The sequence below is a fragment of the Shewanella sp. 10N.286.52.B9 genome (genome assembly GCF_002873635.1).
GTDB lineage: Bacteria > Pseudomonadota > Gammaproteobacteria > Enterobacterales > Shewanellaceae > Shewanella.
This window is the reverse complement of record NZ_MCTY01000200.1, coordinates 15,548-34,419: the sequence shown is the minus strand read 5'-3', so window position 1 is coordinate 34,419 and position 18,872 is coordinate 15,548. Positions and strand designations below refer to the sequence as shown.

14 protein-coding genes are annotated in these 18,872 nt (G+C 42.1%); 8 read left to right on the top strand and 6 right to left on the bottom strand.

The window, feature by feature from the left end; translation table 11 throughout:
* Positions 1-265: 265 nt before the first annotated feature.
* Both BCU91_RS15890 and BCU91_RS15885 read right to left on the bottom strand, forming a co-directional pair.
* Positions 266-1,087 carry a competence protein CoiA family protein gene (locus BCU91_RS15890; RefSeq protein WP_102531880.1) on the bottom strand — a complete coding sequence of 274 codons (822 nt, stop codon included), beginning with the start codon at positions 1,085-1,087 and terminating at the stop codon, positions 266-268.
* Between the two features lie 290 nt (positions 1,088-1,377).
* Positions 1,378-2,694, bottom strand: a complete 1,317-nt coding sequence (locus BCU91_RS15885; RefSeq protein WP_102531879.1) for a site-specific integrase — start codon at positions 2,692-2,694, stop codon at positions 1,378-1,380.
* Positions 2,695-3,097: 403 nt separating this feature from the next.
* Between BCU91_RS15885 and BCU91_RS15880 the strand changes: the two genes are divergently transcribed.
* Complete coding sequence (locus BCU91_RS15880; protein WP_102438708.1) at positions 3,098-3,430, top strand: YegP family protein; 333 nt, start codon at positions 3,098-3,100, stop codon at positions 3,428-3,430.
* A 106-nt stretch (positions 3,431-3,536) separates the two neighbouring features.
* Here BCU91_RS15880 and BCU91_RS15875 read toward each other — a convergent pair whose 3' ends face one another.
* On the bottom strand, positions 3,537-4,121 hold the full coding sequence (locus tag BCU91_RS15875; protein ID WP_102531878.1) for a protein disulfide oxidoreductase: 585 nt from the start codon (positions 4,119-4,121) through the stop codon (positions 3,537-3,539).
* 466 nt (positions 4,122-4,587) lie between these two features.
* Between BCU91_RS15875 and BCU91_RS15870 the strand changes: the two genes are divergently transcribed.
* The gene (locus BCU91_RS15870; protein ID WP_102531882.1) at positions 4,588-6,006 is read left to right on the top strand and encodes an endonuclease/exonuclease/phosphatase family protein; all 1,419 of its coding nucleotides are present in this window, start codon (positions 4,588-4,590) and stop codon (positions 6,004-6,006) included.
* 137 nt (positions 6,007-6,143) lie between these two features.
* On the opposite strand, the gene BCU91_RS15865 is transcribed toward BCU91_RS15870, so the two are convergent.
* Positions 6,144-6,806: a glutathione S-transferase gene (locus BCU91_RS15865; protein ID WP_102531877.1), complete on the bottom strand. Its 663-nt coding sequence runs from the start codon at positions 6,804-6,806 to the stop codon at positions 6,144-6,146.
* 125 nt (positions 6,807-6,931) lie between these two features.
* Between BCU91_RS15865 and BCU91_RS15860 the strand changes: the two genes are divergently transcribed.
* From BCU91_RS15860 to BCU91_RS15845, 4 genes are all read left to right on the top strand, one after another.
* Positions 6,932-9,241, top strand: a complete 2,310-nt coding sequence (locus tag BCU91_RS15860; protein WP_102531876.1) for a peptidase U32 family protein — start codon at positions 6,932-6,934, stop codon at positions 9,239-9,241.
* Positions 9,242-9,620: 379 nt separating this feature from the next.
* Positions 9,621-11,183 (top strand): PAS domain-containing methyl-accepting chemotaxis protein, encoded by a 1,563-nt coding sequence (locus tag BCU91_RS15855; RefSeq protein WP_102531875.1) that lies wholly within the window; start codon positions 9,621-9,623, stop codon positions 11,181-11,183.
* A 266-nt stretch (positions 11,184-11,449) separates the two neighbouring features.
* Complete coding sequence (locus BCU91_RS15850) at positions 11,450-11,929, top strand: DUF2947 domain-containing protein (RefSeq protein WP_102475418.1); 480 nt, start codon at positions 11,450-11,452, stop codon at positions 11,927-11,929.
* A 61-nt stretch (positions 11,930-11,990) separates the two neighbouring features.
* Positions 11,991-12,551, top strand: a complete 561-nt coding sequence (locus tag BCU91_RS15845; RefSeq protein WP_102438720.1) for a chalcone isomerase family protein — start codon at positions 11,991-11,993, stop codon at positions 12,549-12,551.
* 105 nt (positions 12,552-12,656) lie between these two features.
* On the opposite strand, the gene BCU91_RS15840 is transcribed toward BCU91_RS15845, so the two are convergent.
* Both BCU91_RS15840 and BCU91_RS15835 read right to left on the bottom strand, forming a co-directional pair.
* Positions 12,657-13,616, bottom strand: a complete 960-nt coding sequence (locus BCU91_RS15840) for a DUF6268 family outer membrane beta-barrel protein (RefSeq protein ID WP_241904098.1) — start codon at positions 13,614-13,616, stop codon at positions 12,657-12,659.
* Between the two features lie 169 nt (positions 13,617-13,785).
* Positions 13,786-14,427, bottom strand: coding sequence for a TetR/AcrR family transcriptional regulator (locus BCU91_RS15835; RefSeq protein WP_102531874.1), 642 nt, complete (start codon positions 14,425-14,427; stop codon positions 13,786-13,788).
* A gap of 241 nt (positions 14,428-14,668) precedes the next feature.
* Between BCU91_RS15835 and BCU91_RS15830 the strand changes: the two genes are divergently transcribed.
* Both BCU91_RS15830 and BCU91_RS15825 read left to right on the top strand, forming a co-directional pair.
* Complete coding sequence (locus tag BCU91_RS15830) at positions 14,669-15,787, top strand: efflux RND transporter periplasmic adaptor subunit (RefSeq protein WP_102475420.1); 1,119 nt, start codon at positions 14,669-14,671, stop codon at positions 15,785-15,787.
* On the top strand, positions 15,784-18,858 hold the full coding sequence (locus BCU91_RS15825) for an efflux RND transporter permease subunit (protein ID WP_102475421.1): 3,075 nt from the start codon (positions 15,784-15,786) through the stop codon (positions 18,856-18,858). Before BCU91_RS15830 ends, BCU91_RS15825 begins: the two co-directional genes overlap by 4 nt.
* Positions 18,859-18,872 lie beyond the last annotated feature (14 nt).

Sequence of the window (18,872 nt, the reverse complement as noted above, 5' to 3'; positions counted from 1 at the left end):
GGTATAGCGAATTTGGCCACTCTATTGAAGGTGATATTAGATTATTGAGGGTAAATACAAATGACTAAACCTCGAGAGATATCCATTTCAAACACATATCGGGGCAGAAATGTTTTAGATTCAACAATTAGTTCATGGAATTAGTAAAGTTGAAATATGATCGAAAACAATATTGCATACTTGATTTTGTAACTTAATCAAGTAATGTAAGACTACGCTTTAAAAATAACAGGTGAGTTCATGCACTTGGAGTAAACTAGATAAGTTATTTAAATCGTTTGGGCTTATATAATTTATTTTCAGGAACGTGACCATTGCATTGGATAGTCCCGTTGAAAGTATCTACATCTAAGCAGTGAGTACAGCATGAGCAGTCATCAATCAAGTTAGCATAAGCCTTACCATGCCAAACACGTGCTTTGATAGGGCAATAATCAATATGTGAAGCGAAGCCACGTTGAGTTACTTCCATTGTACGTGCCTGCGACATCATACGTTCAGCCTCATACTTTGACCGTGCGTTAAAAATCCACTTTTTGTTATCGACACTATGAATTATTAAATCAGTCAATGATTCTATAGACATGTCTCTTGGTGCTTTACTCAGGTCTACTTCAATTGTTGAGCAGCCAAATCTTTCTACTTTTCTTTTTTTTAATTCATCTACCGCGTGTGTCACACAAACTTCAATCAATAGTTCACGCCCTCCTATATTAGCTATGAGATCTGGTATGAATCCATCTACGCCTTTTTCAATTTTTATCGAGTCGATAGTGAACATTTTTGCGTTTGAAATCTTATATCTTTCTTTATTTGAATTGAAATCTATATAGACAGGTGGTAATTGAACTTGCATTTGACTCGATAGGATTTCTTTAGCGCTGTAATGCAGTGCAGTTTCGGCTGCAAAGCGGCAAGCATGTCCTGAACTATGGGCAAAATGATTTTCTTGTTTGAGCCCCTTTTTGGCAACTAAGGGTTCACCACAAGATGGGCATTTACAAGAGCATGCCAATCCTGATTCAACATCAAAAATGTGTAATAGCTTATCATCACGAATTCCGTATTTTAGCTTCACTTTTGGCATAGTTAAATTAGGCTACTTTTGTTTGGTCAATAAAGGTATTTTGACTGAAAATATTCTCCACTAGAAGGCATTATGAAAATTTATGCGTGATATTGGGCATATTGTTGAAAGTCTATCTAGCTAGGGGACACTGAGAAATGAGTTGCTACATATTTGCTACACAGAACGCCAGATAAGAAAAAGGCGTAGCAAGTACTAACCTGCTACGCCTTATCTGAATTGGTGGCCCCTCACAGACTTGAACTGTGGACCTGACGATTATGAGTAATGTAAGCTTTAAGTATTAGCTATCAGCCTAGAGTGGCAATTTTCATGAGAAGTTCAGACTTTTCTTTGTCTGTTAGCTGGTTAATTTCTTGTAGTAATCTATCAACCTTAGATTCTAATTTATCAGTCCCCAGTAATTGCGCTGTAGTAATCCCAAGCTCAACCCTGACTTGCTCAATGTCCAAATGGGCATAGGTGCTAGCAGTGATGCCTATATCGCTATGGCCTAGTAACTTACTAGTAGTTTGAATATTACCGCCACGCATGACGCTCCAGCTTGCGATAGTACGCCTTAAATCATGTATGGTGACACTCTCGCCCTTTGTGTCACTTCTTAGCCCAGCTCTTTCGGTTATGCGCCACCAAAAGCTACCTTTGCCAGATTTTTCTGTGATGTGACCTAATTTGGTTCGTGGTGCTGGGAAAACGTATTTTTCGCCTTTGTCAGCCTCGTTGCTGCGTCGTTTAAGAATTTCCATCACTTCAGTTGTTAAAGGCACTGCATGGGGCTTTTTTACTTTCATTTTGCTGGTTGGAATTATCCAAATTCCACGTTGGTGGTCTATCTCTTTCCACTCCATGGTAAATACACAACTTTTACGTTGGCCTGTTAGCAATAACACCATAATCACGTCTTTGTAGATTGGTAGTTCATGGTTAAGCGCATCTAACAGGTTTTTTACTTCTAACTGATTTAGGATTCGCTCTCTTTTGGTATCGGCTAGTTTTTTAATTTTGGCAAACGGATTTTTTTCTTGCTCATTAAACATCGATTTTAATAGTGACAAACATTTATTATGAATAGCCACAGAATTTTTACTGATTAATTTTTTTAGTAGGTTGCTAGCATCAACAGGGGTTATATCTTGTATAAGAATGGATGAAATTTTAGGTGCTAGGTGCTTACGCCACAATGCTTCAATATCCCTAAGTGACTTTTCTCGTCGTTCACCTGTTTTTATCTTAAGTTCAAACTCTGCAACATAGGCCTCAAACAGTTGCGCTACGCTCATTGCCAAAGCTCGCTCTACTTCTGCTTGATGTATTTGTTTCTTTTTTTCTTCATTAGGATTAAGCCCTTGAGACATATTTGCCGCATGTTTTAGGGCTAATTTACGTGCGTTTTCAATAGTAATGGTGGGGAAATCGCCAAGGGAGATAGTGACGGCTCTACCTAAGTGCTTGCGACGAAAGCGAAAAATGGTTTTGCCTGATTGCAGAACATCAATATATAGCCCTTTTACTGAGCTTTTATGGCCTATATCGTAAATTTTATAGCGTTTTGTAGGCTTTTCTAGTTTTTCTAAAGTACGTTTTGTAAAAGGTATTTCTTGTTCCATAATGACTTAGCCTCAATACTTAACACGATTCTGTGTCACCCCTGTGTCACCACGAGGGTTAATTTTGACTAATTTACAGTAATTTTGGTTAATGTCAAAAGTAACAAATTTGATGTAACATATTGATAAATAGTATTTAGTTAAAAATGGTTAACTTTGGTTAAAGTCAACCAAACTCACTTGTGGGGAGACCATATTTTTTATTGATCGTTCGCTATCCTTCGGATTTTCAGTTCAAGTTTGTAACGCTCAAGCACCTTCCATTTTATTGCTGAAACTCCAACTAAAGTTGCTACCGTTAAAGGTTCTTTTTACTAGACTTAATTTCATAAAACATATGTGCATACTATTTTTGGTATGCACTAACTATATGTACTACGAGCACTGTAATTAGGAGCGTGTTATGTCTGGATGGTTCGAGTTAAGCAAAGGCAATAATGGTCAGTTCAAGTTTGCATTAAAGGCTGGCAATGGCGAGGTGATACTGACCAGTGAGCTATATGCCGCTAAAAGTGGCGCTAATAATGGTATCGCCTCGGTGCAAGTCAATTCTCAAAGCGAAGATAAATTCACTAAAGAAACCGCTAAAAATGATAAGCCCTATTTCAACCTTAAAGCGGCTAATCATCAAATTATTGGTACCAGTCAGATGTATGCCAGTGTCGCATCACGCGATAATGGTATTCGTTCAGTGATGGATAATGGTAGCTCTACCACCATAAAAGATCTCTGTTAACTCGTTTTAAATATCATAATAAAAGCTCTCGAACCTTTTGCTTTGGGAGCTTTTACTATTTACAACCGATTAACTATCTACAACTGATTAGCTATCAACAACTAAATTATGCCAGCAGCATGCGCCAGCACAGGCCCACTACGCTAGTCATCCCTGTTGTATAGGATGTGAGTTTACCTTTATTAAATACCATAATGGTTGGCGCGACTTGTACCGACCAGTCATTGCTGAGTTCACTTTGCTGATCGTTTATCACTTCAAAGCTATAGCCTTTATCATCAAGGTAAGCTTGTATTTCATGATTGTTGCCTGACGCCATTGCCACGCTGATCACCGGATAATAAGCCGACATGGTTTCAACGGCTGGGCTTACTGTGCGGCATATTGGGCACCAGCTTCCCCAAAAATACACCAACACCGGCTTATCTTGGCTAATCGCCAATACATCGACCCTTTCACCTTTAAGGGTTACTCCCTGTAATTCAGGTAAGTTATCATGCTGAATGTCTTTGCCGCGCCATAAATCCATTAAACCCGTAATGACCATCACGAACACAATCAGTATGACGATTTGCTTTAACCAGCCGAAGATCTTTTTCCCTAAAGGCACTTTGTTACTAGCATCTGGCAACTTACTATCTAGCTGGCTCTGATGTTGTTGTTTGCTATCAGAAGAAAACAAGCGACTCATGATTTACCTCTTTATATGTTTTACAAAATAGGGAAATGACAGGCACTTGATGGTGCAACCTAAAATCATTAATTAAATCGTTCGCGCTGCTGAATAAGCAGCCGGAAATTTACATTATTTATTGTCACATAAGCTAAAAAATATTAATTAGCAGCTCATTGAGTTTTAAAGTCAGCATCTAAAAGTGAAAGTAGTTTTCATTAAAGCGCTTTGTTTCGCTTATACGCTAGCATACTAAAAGCTAATGTCAGTATGTATCAGTTTAGTTACTGCTGATAAACCCCAACAAATACAACCAAACAAAAACACAATAACACCAAGCGCGAAACGTAACTTTAAAATAAAAAGCCCTGTGGCAACAAGCTAGTCACAACTTCAATTTATACTTGTTAGCCAGCTTTTCAGGTGTTTAAAATCCCTTAGCTTCCAAGAAAGGAGGCATATATTTATAATAATGGGGTTAAAAATGAAAGTGTTAAAAACAGCTGCTGCCATGGCAGTGAGTGTTGCTTTACTTGCTGGTTGCAATGACGAAACTAATAATTACTACCCAGGCGAGCCTACACCTGAAACCACAGATGTTCGTATCGGTGCTTATAACTTATCTTTTGACAGAAGCACTTTCACAGATCTTGTAGCAGAGATGACGCTTACCGTTGCTGCACAAGATGAACTCATGGAGAAATGGTTTGCAGGCACACTTGCTGAAGATGAACTCGTTTTAGCTGAAAAAGTCATTCAAATCCGTAATGTTGCAGCCATTATCCAAACAGAACGTCCAGCAGTTTTATGGATGGGCGAGTTCAACAATGACGGCACAGCAGAAGACCAGCAAGCGATTCAAGGTTTCCGCTTAAACTACCTTTCAGTACCACAAAATGCCAATGGCTCTACAGCAGAAGAGTTCAAAGCGCTTGAGCCTATTCAATTTGGTTACTTTGAAAACTTCGCTACAAACACAGGTCTATTAAGTGGTCACGATTTAAACCGTGATGGCAAAATAGCGCTACCTAATGACGCCTGGGGCTTCGGTTTATACCACGGTCAATATGCATTCAGCTTACTGTCTCAATACCCAATTGATACAGATAATATCCGCACATTCCAAGATTTTAAATGGAAGGATATGCCTGGTGAAACTAACCCAACAATTATTAATTGTGACGATGAAAACAATCCAATTCCGGAAGGAATGGCTTGTGGCGATGAGTGGTACAGTGCTGACGCTTGGGCTGACAAACCTTTGTCATCAAAAAACCACGTTGATGCGCCTATTATTATTCCTACAGCAGATGGCGACAAAGTGATTCACTTATTACTGTCTCATCCAACACCACCTGTTTTTGACACGCTGACGGATAACAATAAATCACTTAACCGCGCTGAGATTAAGTTCTGGGACGATTACACCTCTGGAGATGGTAGTTACATTTATGATGACGAAGGCGAAAAAGGTGGCCTTAAAGATGACGCCTCATTCGTTATCTTAGGTGATCTAAATGCCGATCCAGAAAGCGGTGACGGCTATTTAGATACCATTAAAGACTTAATGTATAGCGATCAAGTTAACCAACTTGCTACTCACGGAATTTACGCACCAAGTAGCTTAGGCGGACCAGAGTGTTTGTCTAACGGCGAATGTAAACCTGAAAACTGGGACACTAAATACCCAGATGCGGTAACCAGTACTTCAGGTTTACGCTTAGACCATGTTATTCCATCAAGTGATTTAAATGTCACTGACTCAGGGGTGTTCTGGCCGGCGACTTTTGAAGAAGGTCGTTTGATGATGAATGACGAACGTGTTGGTACAGGTAAAAGTAAGGGCGGCGGAAAGTGGCTGTCTTCAGACCACCGTTTAGTGTGGATTAACGTAGAGCTTTAATTAGCACTTATATTAGCTCAACTGGTTTAACATGAGTGCTTTAAGCACTTGTGTTAACTACAGATAAAGCCCGCATTTGCGGGCTTTTTGTTTTAACTTTTTGTTTTTAACTATGCGCTCAATAGCAGCTAAAAGTGTTAATCAGGAAATATTACATCTTGTCGGCTTTCAAGCCATAGAGGATATTTAGTCATCACTTTACTGAACATTTTGCTTTGCAGATAAGCATTAAGCCATGCTCTTACATGTGGATATGGCGACTGCAAATACCATTGCCGCTCTACTCGGGCAAATTGCCTGATAAAAGGTAACAATGCGATATCAGCTAAACTCTCACGATCCGCAAACAAAAATTCATGCTCGGATAACAACAGCTCAAGTTGTTGTAGGTAGACTTCACAGGCCAGACGACATTCCACAATATTTGATTCGCTATAGCGTTTGGCGCATTTGTAGTTTTCAAGGCAGGACTTAAATTCACTATCAAAACGATAGATAAGCGCAAGCATCGAATCAAATTTAGAGGCGTCAGTGGCAAACAGTAAATCATCAGGATCGCTTTGGCTTAATGCCCACAACATCACTTCATAACTTTCTTCTATCACCTGCCCTTTTGGGGTCACGATCACCGGCACTGTGGCCTTAGGGGAAGCAGCTAACATTTCAGCGGGTTTGTCACTTAATACAATATCTCTAAGCCAAATAGGCTGATTTGACTTATAAATGGCAATTCTTGCTCGCATGGCAAAGGGGCAATTCCTTAGAGAATAGAGTACAGGTAAATCTATGATTTTATTCATTGTTATATGTTAATCCCAACTACATATATGCACACTGGCTAATTAATTATCTACTTTAACCATATTCATTAGTAAAATATACGGGTAACATCCCTGCATTAAAATTAACGGAGCAAGTCTAAAACATGAAACCTAAGATTGAATTATTAGCCCCTGGCGGTGATGTCGAGGCGATTAAAGCCGCAATTATTGCTGGTGCAGATGCTGTTTATTGCGGCTTAGATACCTTTAACGCTCGTAATCGCGCTGCTAATATTTCTTTTGACCAATTGGTTGGGATCATTCGACTTGCCCATCAGTACGACTGCGAAATCTTCTTAACCTTGAATATCGTTATTCTTGAGCAAGAATTTAAAACCTTAATGAAGTTACTTAATAAGTTGGTAAATACCACCTTAGACGGCGTTATTGTGCAAGATTTGGGCTTACTGTATGTACTGAGAAAACATTTTCCGACTTTAGCTATTCACGCTTCAACCCAGTTAACCACCCACAATGCAGGCCAAATCCCGTTTTTAAAGCATTTAGGCGCAGAGCGGGTGAACTTATCTCGTGAATTAAACCTACGTGAAATCACTACCCTTGCAGAAGTTGGCCGCGAGCATGACATGCTCCTTGAAGTGTTTGTCCATGGCTCATTATGTGTGGCGTTTTCAGGTTTATGTTACTCAACCTCAGCCAGCGCGGGTAACTCAGGTAACCGAGGCCGCTGTAGCCAAGCTTGTCGTGAAGAGTATGAAACCACTGAATCAGGTAATAATTTTCCGCTAAACATTAAAGATAACTCCGCCTTTTTTGACCTACCGGCGTTAATTGAAGCTGGAGTGTATTCATTTAAAGTTGAAGGCCGTATTAAAGGTGCCAGTTACGTACATACTGTGATTGATAGTTTCCGTAAGCAAATTGATGGCTATGTTGAAACAGGTGAATTGACCCAAGATGGCGAGCGCTTATATAAAGTATTTAACCGCGACTTTACCAACGCCTTTTTACGCGGCGATTTAAACCAATCAATGTTTATTGATAACCCACGGGATAACTCTAAAAATCATTTGGTTGACCAATTAAAAGCAGAAAAAGGTGAGTCGATTTCAGTGGTGCAAATCCACGATGCCCAGCAGCAATTGCAAATCGATAAGCAGCAAATTAATGCCTCTGTGGATGATAAAATTGCCCACTTAAGTATTGAGAAAATCAAGCTATCATTGGCCTTTGCCAGTGAACAAGGTCAGCCCTTAAGCCTGACTGTTACCACTGAACAAATGAGCAGTAAACTGGCCTCGGCAGAGCAGCAAACCTTAGTGCTGCATTCAAGCAGTAGTATGCTGCCAAGCGAAAAACTCAGTGTTGACCAAGAAGCCATTGAAAAGCGTTTTAAAAATATCAATAACGCCAATTATGAATTAATCAGCTTAGATTGCAGTGCTTTAGCAGATGGCTTAAGTATTCCATATCGCGAGATCACCACCCTTAAAAATCAGCTGTTAGCTTATTTAAACGATGGCATTGAAGTGATCCCAACGGTTGAGTTACCAAAACTTGAACGCCACCCTAAAGTGGCAGTAAAAGCTGACGCTGAAACAGCCCAGCCACAGTTATCTATTTTGATTTGTGATGAAGCGGATGTGGCACTAGCCCAAGCAACCGATGCTGATATTTATTTCAAACTGCCAGATGCCTATAAACGTGGCTGCACTAAATATGTGGAATTCTTCAAGCAAAACCCACGCTTAATTCCATGGTTCCCGCCAGTATTGATTGGTAAAGATTACGATGCAGCGCTTAATATTTTACAACAAGTAAAACCTGAGCTTATCGTAACTAACAATACAGGTATTGCTTATCACGCCCAAAAGCTAGGTGTTAAATGGATTGCTGGACCATTTTTAAATACCACCAACTCATACGCTTTATTAGCCTTAAAAGAAGGCTTTGATTGTAGCGGTGCGTTTATTTCAAATGAAATTAACCGCCAACAAATGAAGCAATTAGCCCGACCTAAAGACTTTAAAATGCTTTACAGCATTTATCATCCAATTTTGTTAATGGCCAGCAGACAATGCTTCTTCCAACAAAGTGTTGGCTGTGAAAAACCACGAATTGATAATGGTTGTATGTTGTCATGTGATAAATCCACCAGCATTAAAAACTTAAAAGGTGACTCTTTTGCCATTGATAAGCAAAAAGCAGGTTACCCAAGTATTTATAATCAAGACCAATTCTTGAACATGGATATCGTTGACGATTTAGCTGATTTATTTGACGGCTTCATGATTGATTTAACCAACATTGGGGCAGGCGATAGAGTCTCACCAGACAAGCTGGCATTGATAAAACAGTTTGAGCAATTGCTACAAGGCAACCAAAACGTTAAATCAGAGCTTGCCACTATGGTGCCAGAGTCAACGGTTGATCAGTACATCAACGGTTTGTAATACTAGCCCGCTGATTTATTGATAACACAGTAACAAAGCCCTGATGTAGCTCGCGACATCAGGGCTTTTTTGTCTTCTCAATATGATTTATTGGGATAGGTAAGGTATTTAAAATCAGCAACTAATGCTAAAAGCATCCTAATATCACCCAGCCAAATGTAACAATTTGAATCGCGCGTTGAATGTTATCAAAATATTTAAACGCTTGTTTTAATAGCTGCTTTTAATACACCTTAAATCCCTTCTCGATTTTAGCGTCGTAACTTACGGAATTTACACTGTTATTATTTGTTGCTTAAATTGCATTTACCTTAAAGTGAGGTCAGAATCACACCACCCAAGTTTACTTGATCTTAGTCACAAAATAATAAGAAAAAATATGACAGCACGTATAACAAGTAATAAAGAATATCTGTTCTCACCTGATAAAGCATTAATTTCCAGCACTGATCCACAAGGGGTTATTACCCACTGTAACCAAGCATTCATCGACACCAGTGGCTATAGCCGAGAAGAGCTAATTGGTCAGCCGCATAACCTTGTTCGCCACCCAGATATGCCCAAAGCGGTATTTGAAACTATGTGGCAGACATTAAAGTCTGGCAAGGTATGGATGGGGCTGGTAAAAAATCGCCGCAAAAATGGAGACTATTACTGGGTGAGTGCTTTTGTCACTCCAGTTTATGATGGTAATAAACTGGTGGGCTATGAGTCGGTACGTGTGCAAGCTGAACCCGATGAAAAACTACGTGCGAGCAGTGCTTATGCGCGCATCAATGCTGGCAAGTCAGCATCATCGCTGCGCAGTCGCCTAAAATTGGGCTTCACTAAAGCATTACCAATTATTCTGCCCTCACTAATACTCACCTTAATGCTTGCTTGGCAAGGTAACAGCGTCGCGGCTACAGCCAGCTTAATCGCTGGACTAGTAAGCCTTGGCTGGAGTTTGCAGCAACAAGCTAGTCAGTGGAATAAACTACTATTAATTAGCCCTAAATCATTTGCCAATGAAACTGTTGCCCAAACCTACTTTGATGATACTGGCACCAGCGCCCAAGCTAAAATGGCTTTCATTAGTGAAATAGCCCGCTGCCGCACAGCATTAACTCGTATCGATGAGTCAGTTAGTGGCTTAGACAAAATTTCCAATATCAGTAAAACTCAAGTGTCAGTGACTCAAGCAGCGGTAGAGCATCAAGGCTTAGCGACTCAACAAATTGCCTCAGCGATCACCCAGATGTCCCAAGCTATTCAAGAAGTCGCCCAAAAAATTGAAGAAAACTCTCACAGTGCAGAAAATGCCATTAGCTTTGTTGATTCTGGCGCAGCGCTGGCCGATGAGTCCCTAAGCTCAATCCACCAGCTAAGTCATGCGGTTGACAGCATTGCTATTACGATTAAAGAGTTAGCCACCTCAACTGAAGAAATCGGTCAAGCGGCCAATTTAATTTCCTCCATTGCTGAACAAACTAACTTACTGGCTCTCAATGCTGCCATTGAAGCGGCTCGGGCTGGAGAGCAAGGCCGTGGCTTCAGTGTTGTCGCCGATGAAGTGCGCGCCCTTGCCTTAAAAACCCGTGAATCAACCGACCAAATCCACAGTGTCATTAAGCAGTTGTCGGCTCGTACTAATGCCGCTGTTGATATGTCACACCAAGGTGAAATTGCCACTAAAAATGGCCTTGAAGTAGTTGAGAAAACTCGCTCATCACTGGAAAGAATAAAAGGTGCGGTGACGAATATTACCGATATGACCTTTCAAATGTCCTCAGCAGTTGAAGAGCAAAGCGCTGTTGCAGAGCACATCAACCAGCAAATTATTGAAATTGCTGATGGGGCAACAGATACGGGCTCTGCGGCCAATAAGTCACTCAATGCCAGTGAGGAGTTAGAAAAAACCATCAAGGTATTTCACTCTCTTATTCGCCGTTTTAAATTATAAGCCGCTATAGGGAAAACTGATCTCAGTGCGCTGTATTGGGCGCACTGAAGTCATGATAACCCTCTTGGCAAGCTTGTGTAATGAGCCTGCTTCAATCTGCCTGTTTCAATATCAAGCGATGCAATACAGGCTGTTCCCAAAACAAGCCAGCCTCAATAAAGCCCTTCTCTGTGTTCTTATCCCAAAGCTAGGCAAGAGCTAGCACTATTTATAGCGAAAAGTTATAATTGGCCACTTAATTACCCTTTAAACCCTAGGAGCTATTTTTGGCACACACTTACATCCCGCTAGATGTGTATAAGCGCAAGTGGATTTTTAACCATAAAGATTTGCCTGTTGCTGATGAAGACAAAGCATTAATCAAACCGTTAACGGACAAAAGTGCCATGATGGTTTGGAATCAATGGATAAGTAATAAGTGTAATCGTGCTGAATTATTTTCTAAGGGTGACTGGGCAGCTAAGCAAGATGCTTGGAAGCAAACCGAGCACTGGCAAGCGGCATGGGACTCTGAAGATAATACCCTGCCAGAACCGATTGCTGAGTTTATTGACTGGAGTGACGATACCCAAGTATTTTTCTGTTATGAAAAATACCAAATCATCGAAACCACCTGGGCAGTGTTTGCTCAAAACTGGAAAGCCTTTTTGTTTTTCGATGATGGTCCAATTTTGATCGCCCCGAAAAAGAAACAAGCCATTATGTTCGAGCAAAATGGCCAATATAAGCTAGGAACGCGTTCGTAGTCTTGTTGTGCAAAATCAGCATACAGCCCGTATAAATCACACTTTATAAAATGAGTTGCCCATGAAACGACTTTCAATAATTGCCCTCACCGCTGCGTTAGTGTTACCACAAATGGCTGAAGCTAAAACCGTTTCAGGTGTTGAGCTGGCGGATAATATGACGATTGCAGAGCAACAGCTTGCCCTTAATGGCGCAGGGGTGCGCAGCAAGTTCTTTATGGACTTATATGTTGGCAGCTTGTACTTAGCAACACCTGCAACCAATGTAGATGCGGTTATCGCCCAGCCGATATCAGTGATTAGGCTCAATATCACTTCTGGAATGATCACCGCAGATAAAATGACTGATGCCATTGTCGAAGGTTTTGATGCCGCCACCAATGGCGATAGCGCATCCATTCAAAGCAGTATTGATGCGTTTATGGGACTATTTAACGAAGAAGTCAGCAAAGGCGATCAATTTACCTTTGTCACCCATAAAGACGCTGGGGTAACCAGCTTTAAAAATGGTCAAGAACAAGCCACAATTGCCAATGAAGCGTTTAGACAAGCGTTAATCAAGATTTGGCTAGGCGATGAGCCTGCTCAAAAAAGCTTACGCAAAAACATGTTGGCAAAATAAACGCTGTTAATAGCGCTTAACCCACAGCCACAAAAAAGCGACCTGATGGTCGCTTTTATAGCTAGTTTTATGTAACACCTTTGCTAAAAGGCTAGTTAATAAAGCTTAAAACTTAATATCAATGGCTAAACCTGCTGCCGCTTGATTTTCAATATCATCAGACACCTTAGGTTGACTTAGCTCCATTTCACCAGCAAAGAAGTAACCACCATAGGCATTAATCGATACTTTCTTGCTGATATTCCAGCCCGCACGAATAAAACTAACCCACTCTTCTACTTCAATAGTTTGCTCAGCATCAGTCACTAGAAAGCGCTCGGTACGTCTTGAAGCCCCTAAACCAAAATTCCATTTGTCATCAAGTTTATAAGATAGCTCCAAACCTGCTGGGCCACTAAAGCCTGCTTGGAATGGATTACTTAACGACAGTTTATCGGTTATGTTCCATTTTACCGCTAGGTAAGGAATGGTTTTTACTTCAGAGATATCATTTAAGTACGCCACCCCAACCCCAAGCATGTTACCTGACTTAAAGCGGTACATACCTGAAGCCACAACCCCATAACTTTGCGCATCTGAAGACGATGCCGTATTAGCATAGGAATATTGTAATTTCGGTGCGAATAAAAACATCCACTGGGCATTAGGGCGATAACTTAAAAATAAACCGGCACTGTATTTATTGATGGAACTCCAAGGGGTAACGTTACCTTGCAGTAGGCCTGCGCCAACATTTTTAAAGCCATAATCGAGGTTGTCATAACCTACATTGGCGCCGATAGACCACTCTTTGCCAATAGGCATCGATGCCGACAGCTTCATGCGCCATACATCACGTTGCAGTTCGGTATCTGAGCTGCCGACTTGAGCCGCTTCAGTTGAAGTGCGCGATACATGAAACTTAAACGGTGAGTAATCGTAGGCAGAAGCGGTTGCGCTAAACGCTAAGCTAGACACTGCTGCTAGCTTGGCAACATAGGGAATAGAAAGCCTTTTTGAATAACGCTTTTTAACTTCAAAGGCAGTTTGCTCTGGCACGAGGGACAAACTTGAAATCGTTTTCATTAATCGCTTCCTTTCTCATTATTATATCGATCGAAATTATCAGGTATAAATCATAACGTCTATACTGGAACGCTTTTAAATTGGATCACTATTTCAATATTTTATGACACTTTTCAGCGCTGAAAACCATGTTATCTAAGCCAGTTTGCGATAACCCAGCTTACCGCTGCTACACTCGATGGGCTTTTAAAAACATCTCCGTGGTATCTTCAATATATTGCGCCCGTTTAGGCATTAAGTCTGTGGCATCTAGGCGCAGCTCTAAACGCAGCTTCAGCTCACCAAAAAGCATTAAACTTAAGCGAACGGCGGAGTCATGGGGCTGGGGGAAATAATACTCACCGTGCTGATTCACCGCGGTAAAGTAATCCGCCAGCAAGGCTAAAATATGCTTAGGGCCGGCATCAAAATACAGCTTTGATAGCTCTGGATGGGTATCAGCATGAGCAAGACAAGTTTTGAAAACTGCTAATACTTCTTCACTCACAACCAAATCACTAAACTGTTTCGCAAAGGTAACTATTGTTTGCTCAGCATTGAGTGAGTCATTTAATAAGTTGCCGGTCAGTTGATGCACCACACACTTAGATTCTATCGCCGCGACAAATAACTCATCTTTAGAACCAAAGTGTGAATACACCGTTTGCTTAGAGACTTCAGCTTTTTTCGCGACCAAATCCATACTGGTATTAGGAAAACCTTGCACGCAAAAAAGCTCAATGGCTGCATCTAAAATCCGCATTCGTTTTTGTTCGCTACGAGTTTTCACCGCACCATGATTGCACGGTGCTGAGTTTGCCTCATTTATCATAATCACATCTTCTTGTATTTATGTTTGTTTTCGCTACAAGCGCAACCACGCCTTAACAATAAATAACATTTAATCACAAATTAGACTGGACAGTCTAGTTTTATAGAAATAAACTAAAACCCAAATAGACTAGACAGTCTAGTTCATTATTAGCCCAGCATCACATGATGTATTCAATTGGTCAATGCTATTAAGCCTTGGTTTTATTGAAATTAAGGAAGTTGCAATAGGAATGTTCACCATGAATAAGGTCACCGTACAGCGTCGCGTCAATAAGCTTGGCATTATCATCAGTTTAATTTTGTTAACGGCCTGTAATGAGGCCGCAATATCCAATACGGCAACAGTGACTATTCCTAATGTGATGACCCAGCCACTTAATGCCAGTAGCAGCTACCTTCAGCAGCAGCGATACACGGGTATTGTGCGCTCAAGCGATACCACCGCCATAGGCTTTGAACTGGCGGGCAAATTAAGCGACATTGTTGTTGATAGTGGCGATAGCGTCATTAAAGGGCAACAACTGGCCAAGCTTAATACCCAATTACTTCAGGCTGAGCAGCAACAATTAGCGGCGTCACTACTGCAAACCCAAGCCGATTTAGATTTAGCGCAAAGTAATTTTAATCGCTCCGTTAAGCTGAAGAAAAAGCAGTATGTATCCCAGCAGCAGTTTGATGAAAGCCAGCAGCAAGTCGCCAGCCTGCAAGCCAATCAAAAACGCCTACAAGCCTCGCTTCATGCCACCGAATTAAAGCTAGCAAAATCCACATTAGTGGCGCCTTTTGATGGCAACATCAGTAAGCGTCACCATAATATCGGCGAAGTTATCGCCTTGGGTAGTCCGGTGTTTACCTTAATTGGTAACAACCAGCAGCAGGCTTATATTGGGGTGCCAAACACGGTCGCGATGACCATGCAAACCAATCAAAGCGTCAACATCACTGTTGGCAATCAAACCTACACTGGCACCATTGCCGGGATCAGCGCAGAAATCGATGCGGTCACTCGCACTGTGCAGCTGCGGGTAGACTTACCCAATAACAGCCGCATGATCAATGGTGAAATCGCTTATCTTGAATACCAACAACAGGTCAATAGCGCCGGTTACTGGGTGCCCATTTCCGCACTCACTGATGGTATGCGAGGCTTATGGAATGTGTTTGTGGTCACCAAAAATGCTGACGGACAAGCCCAACTAGAGCGCCGCGACGTTGATATTATTTACACCAACCAGCAACAAGCCTTTATTAATGGCGCGATTGATAAAAATGATGTCATAGTCACTCAGGGCTTACATAAATTGGTGGTTGGCCAAATTGTTAGCCCAAGCTCACAAGCTGTTGCGAGGTCATTATGATTAAGGCCTTTGTTGAAAATGGCAGGCTAGCAAGTTTAATGATTGCCCTGCTATTGGTGGCGGGGTTAGGCGCCATTAGCAGTTTACCCCGCACTGAAGACCCTAACATTACCAACCGCTTTGCTTCGGTGGTGACTCATTACCCCGGCGCATCGGCTGAGCGAGTGGAAGCTTTGGTCACTGAAGTGTTAGAAAATCAACTGCGCCGCTTAGAAGAATTAAAGCTAGTGCAATCTACCTCGCGCCCGGGCATTTCCGTTATCCAGTTAGAGCTTAAAGACACGGTAACTGACACAGCTCCGGTTTGGTCTCGAGCCCGTGATTTAGTCGCCGACAGTAAATCTACACTGCCGCTACCGGCGCAAAACAGCATTTTGGATGACCAAACAGGTTACGCCAACACCGCGATTTTAGGCTTAGTGTGGCAAAACGACAGCCCAATTCGAACTGACGTACTCAAGCGTTATGCTAAAGAGCTGCAAAGCAAGTTACGGGTACTTAATGGCACTGACTTCGTCAACTTGTCTGGCACCCCAGATGAAGAAATTCTGGTTGAGCTTGATGGCAATAAAATCAGTCAACTTAAATTAACTCCCGCTGCTATTGCCGCTATTTTGTCTAATGCTGACAGTAAAATATCAGCTGGTGAAATCCATAACGCTACCTTTAAAGCGCTGATAGAAGTATCAGGCGAGCTTGATTCAATCACTCGCGTGGGCCAAGTGCCGTTAAAAATTGATACTAATGGTCAGATCATTCGCCTAGGTGATGTCGCCAATATTAGCCGTCAACCTAAAACACCTGCCACCAGCATTGCGCTGATTAATGGCGCTGAAGGGGTATTGGTGTCGGCCCGAATGCTTGACGATAACCGAGTTGATCAATGGCAAGCGCAAGTAAGCCAAGTGGTCGATGACTTTAGCGCTAACTTACCGGCTAACATTCAAGTGCAATGGCTGTTTGATCAACAAGGCTATACCAGTGTGCGCCTAGGGGATTTAGTCATTAATTTAATCCAAGGCTTTGTGATTATTTTACTGGTACTGATGCTCACCCTTGGGCTAAGAAATGCGCTGATTGTGGCATTATCACTGCCGCTAACGGCCTTGTTTACCCTCGCCTGTATGAAGTACACCGGACTGCCCATCCACCAAATGTCAGTCACTGGTTTAGTGGTGGCACTGGGGATTATGGTGGATAACGCCATTGTAATTGTTGATGCTATTGCCCAGCGCCGCAAACAAGGCTTAAGTAAACTTGAAGCCGTGAGTAAAACCTTGCACCACTTATGGCTGCCGCTTGCGGGCTCAACCATTACCACCATGTTGGCCTTTGCTCCGATAGTTTTAATGCCCGGCGCAGCAGGTGAGTTTGTTGGTGGTATCGCCATTTCAGTGATGTTTGCTCTACTGGGCTCATACTTAATTTCACACACCATCATTGCTGGTTTGGCGGGGCGTTTTAGCCAAGATAATGCGTCTATGGCGTGGTATCAAAAAGGCATGGCCTTCCCGCGTCTTAGTCATGCTTTTCAAACCAGTTTACGCATTGGCTTAAAAAGACCGGTGATCACCGCTGTGCTGATTGGTATTTTGCCGGTTGTCGGTTTTGTTGCTTCAACTAAAATGACCGAGCAGTTTTTCCCGCCATCGGATCGGGATATGTTTCAAATTGAAGTGTATTTAGCGCCATATGTGAGCTTAGCCAATACCCGTCAGCAAGTTGAACAAATTGATCAGCGTTTACGGGCGCTTGAAGATGTTGAAATGAGCACTTGGGTCATTGGCGGCAATACGCCATCGTTTTATTACAACCTGACCCAGCGCCAACAAGGGGCGGCTAACTACGCCCAAGCCATGGTCAAAGTGACCGACTTTGATGCGGCGAATCGACTGATTTTATCGCTACAAGCTGAGTTTGATGATGCTTTTCCCCAAGCGCAAATTTTAGTGAGAAAACTAGAACAGGGCCCACCATTTAACGCCCCAGTTGAATTACGCATTTACGGGCCATCATTAGATGTATTAACTCAGCTAGGAGAACAGGCCCGCGGCTTGTTTATGCAAACCAAAGATGTGATCCATACCCGCGCCACCTTAAGTGCAGGCTCACCAAAGGTGTGGATGCAAATCAATGAAGATGCCAGCTTAATGAGCGGCTTAAGCTTAACTGATATCGCCAAACAAATTGAAATGTCTACCACAGGTATCATAGGCGGCAGTATTTTAGAGCAAACTGAATCGCTACCAGTAAGAGTAAGGTTAGCAGATAGCTCAAGAGAGCAAGCCACTCGTTTATCTGAGCTTAATTTACTGTCTAATAATGGCAATATTATTCCGCTGTCAGCCATTTCCCACAATGAAATCAATGTCAGTCGCGGCGGGATCCCAAGGCGCAATGGCGAGCGGGTTAACACCATTGAAACCTACATTGTCAGTGGCGTACTGCCCGGAAAAGTACTCAATGATGTTAAAGATAAACTCGCCCAAATTGAGTTGCCAGCGGGTTACCATATCGAGATCGGCGGTGAAAGCGCCAAACGCAATGAAGCGGTGGGCAATTTACTGTCAAACATCGTAGTGGTGGTGACCTTATTACTGGCAACAGTGGTGCTGTCTTTTAACTCATTTAGATTAACTGCGATTATCTTATTAAGCGCATTTCAATCAGCTGGGCTTGGTCTGCTGGCAGTGTATGTGTTTGGGTTTCCGTTTGGCTTTACCGTGATTATCGGCTTATTAGGCCTAATGGGGCTGGCCATTAATGCCGCTATCGTTATTTTGGCAGAACTTGAAGACATGCCAGAGGCAAGACTTGGCAACCTTGAAACCATCATCAACATTGTTAGCGGCTGCGGCAGACATATTGGCTCAACCACTATCACCACCATTGGCGGCTTCTTACCACTGATTATTGCAGGCGGCGGTTTCTGGCCTCCCTTTGCAATAGCGATTGCTGGCGGCACCTTACTCACCACCTTGCTATCATTAATTTGGGTACCGACTATGTATCTATTATTAATGAAGAAAAAAGCCTTGCAGCAACCAAGCCTTGAGCCAATAAGCGTCTAATATAAAGGCGGTTA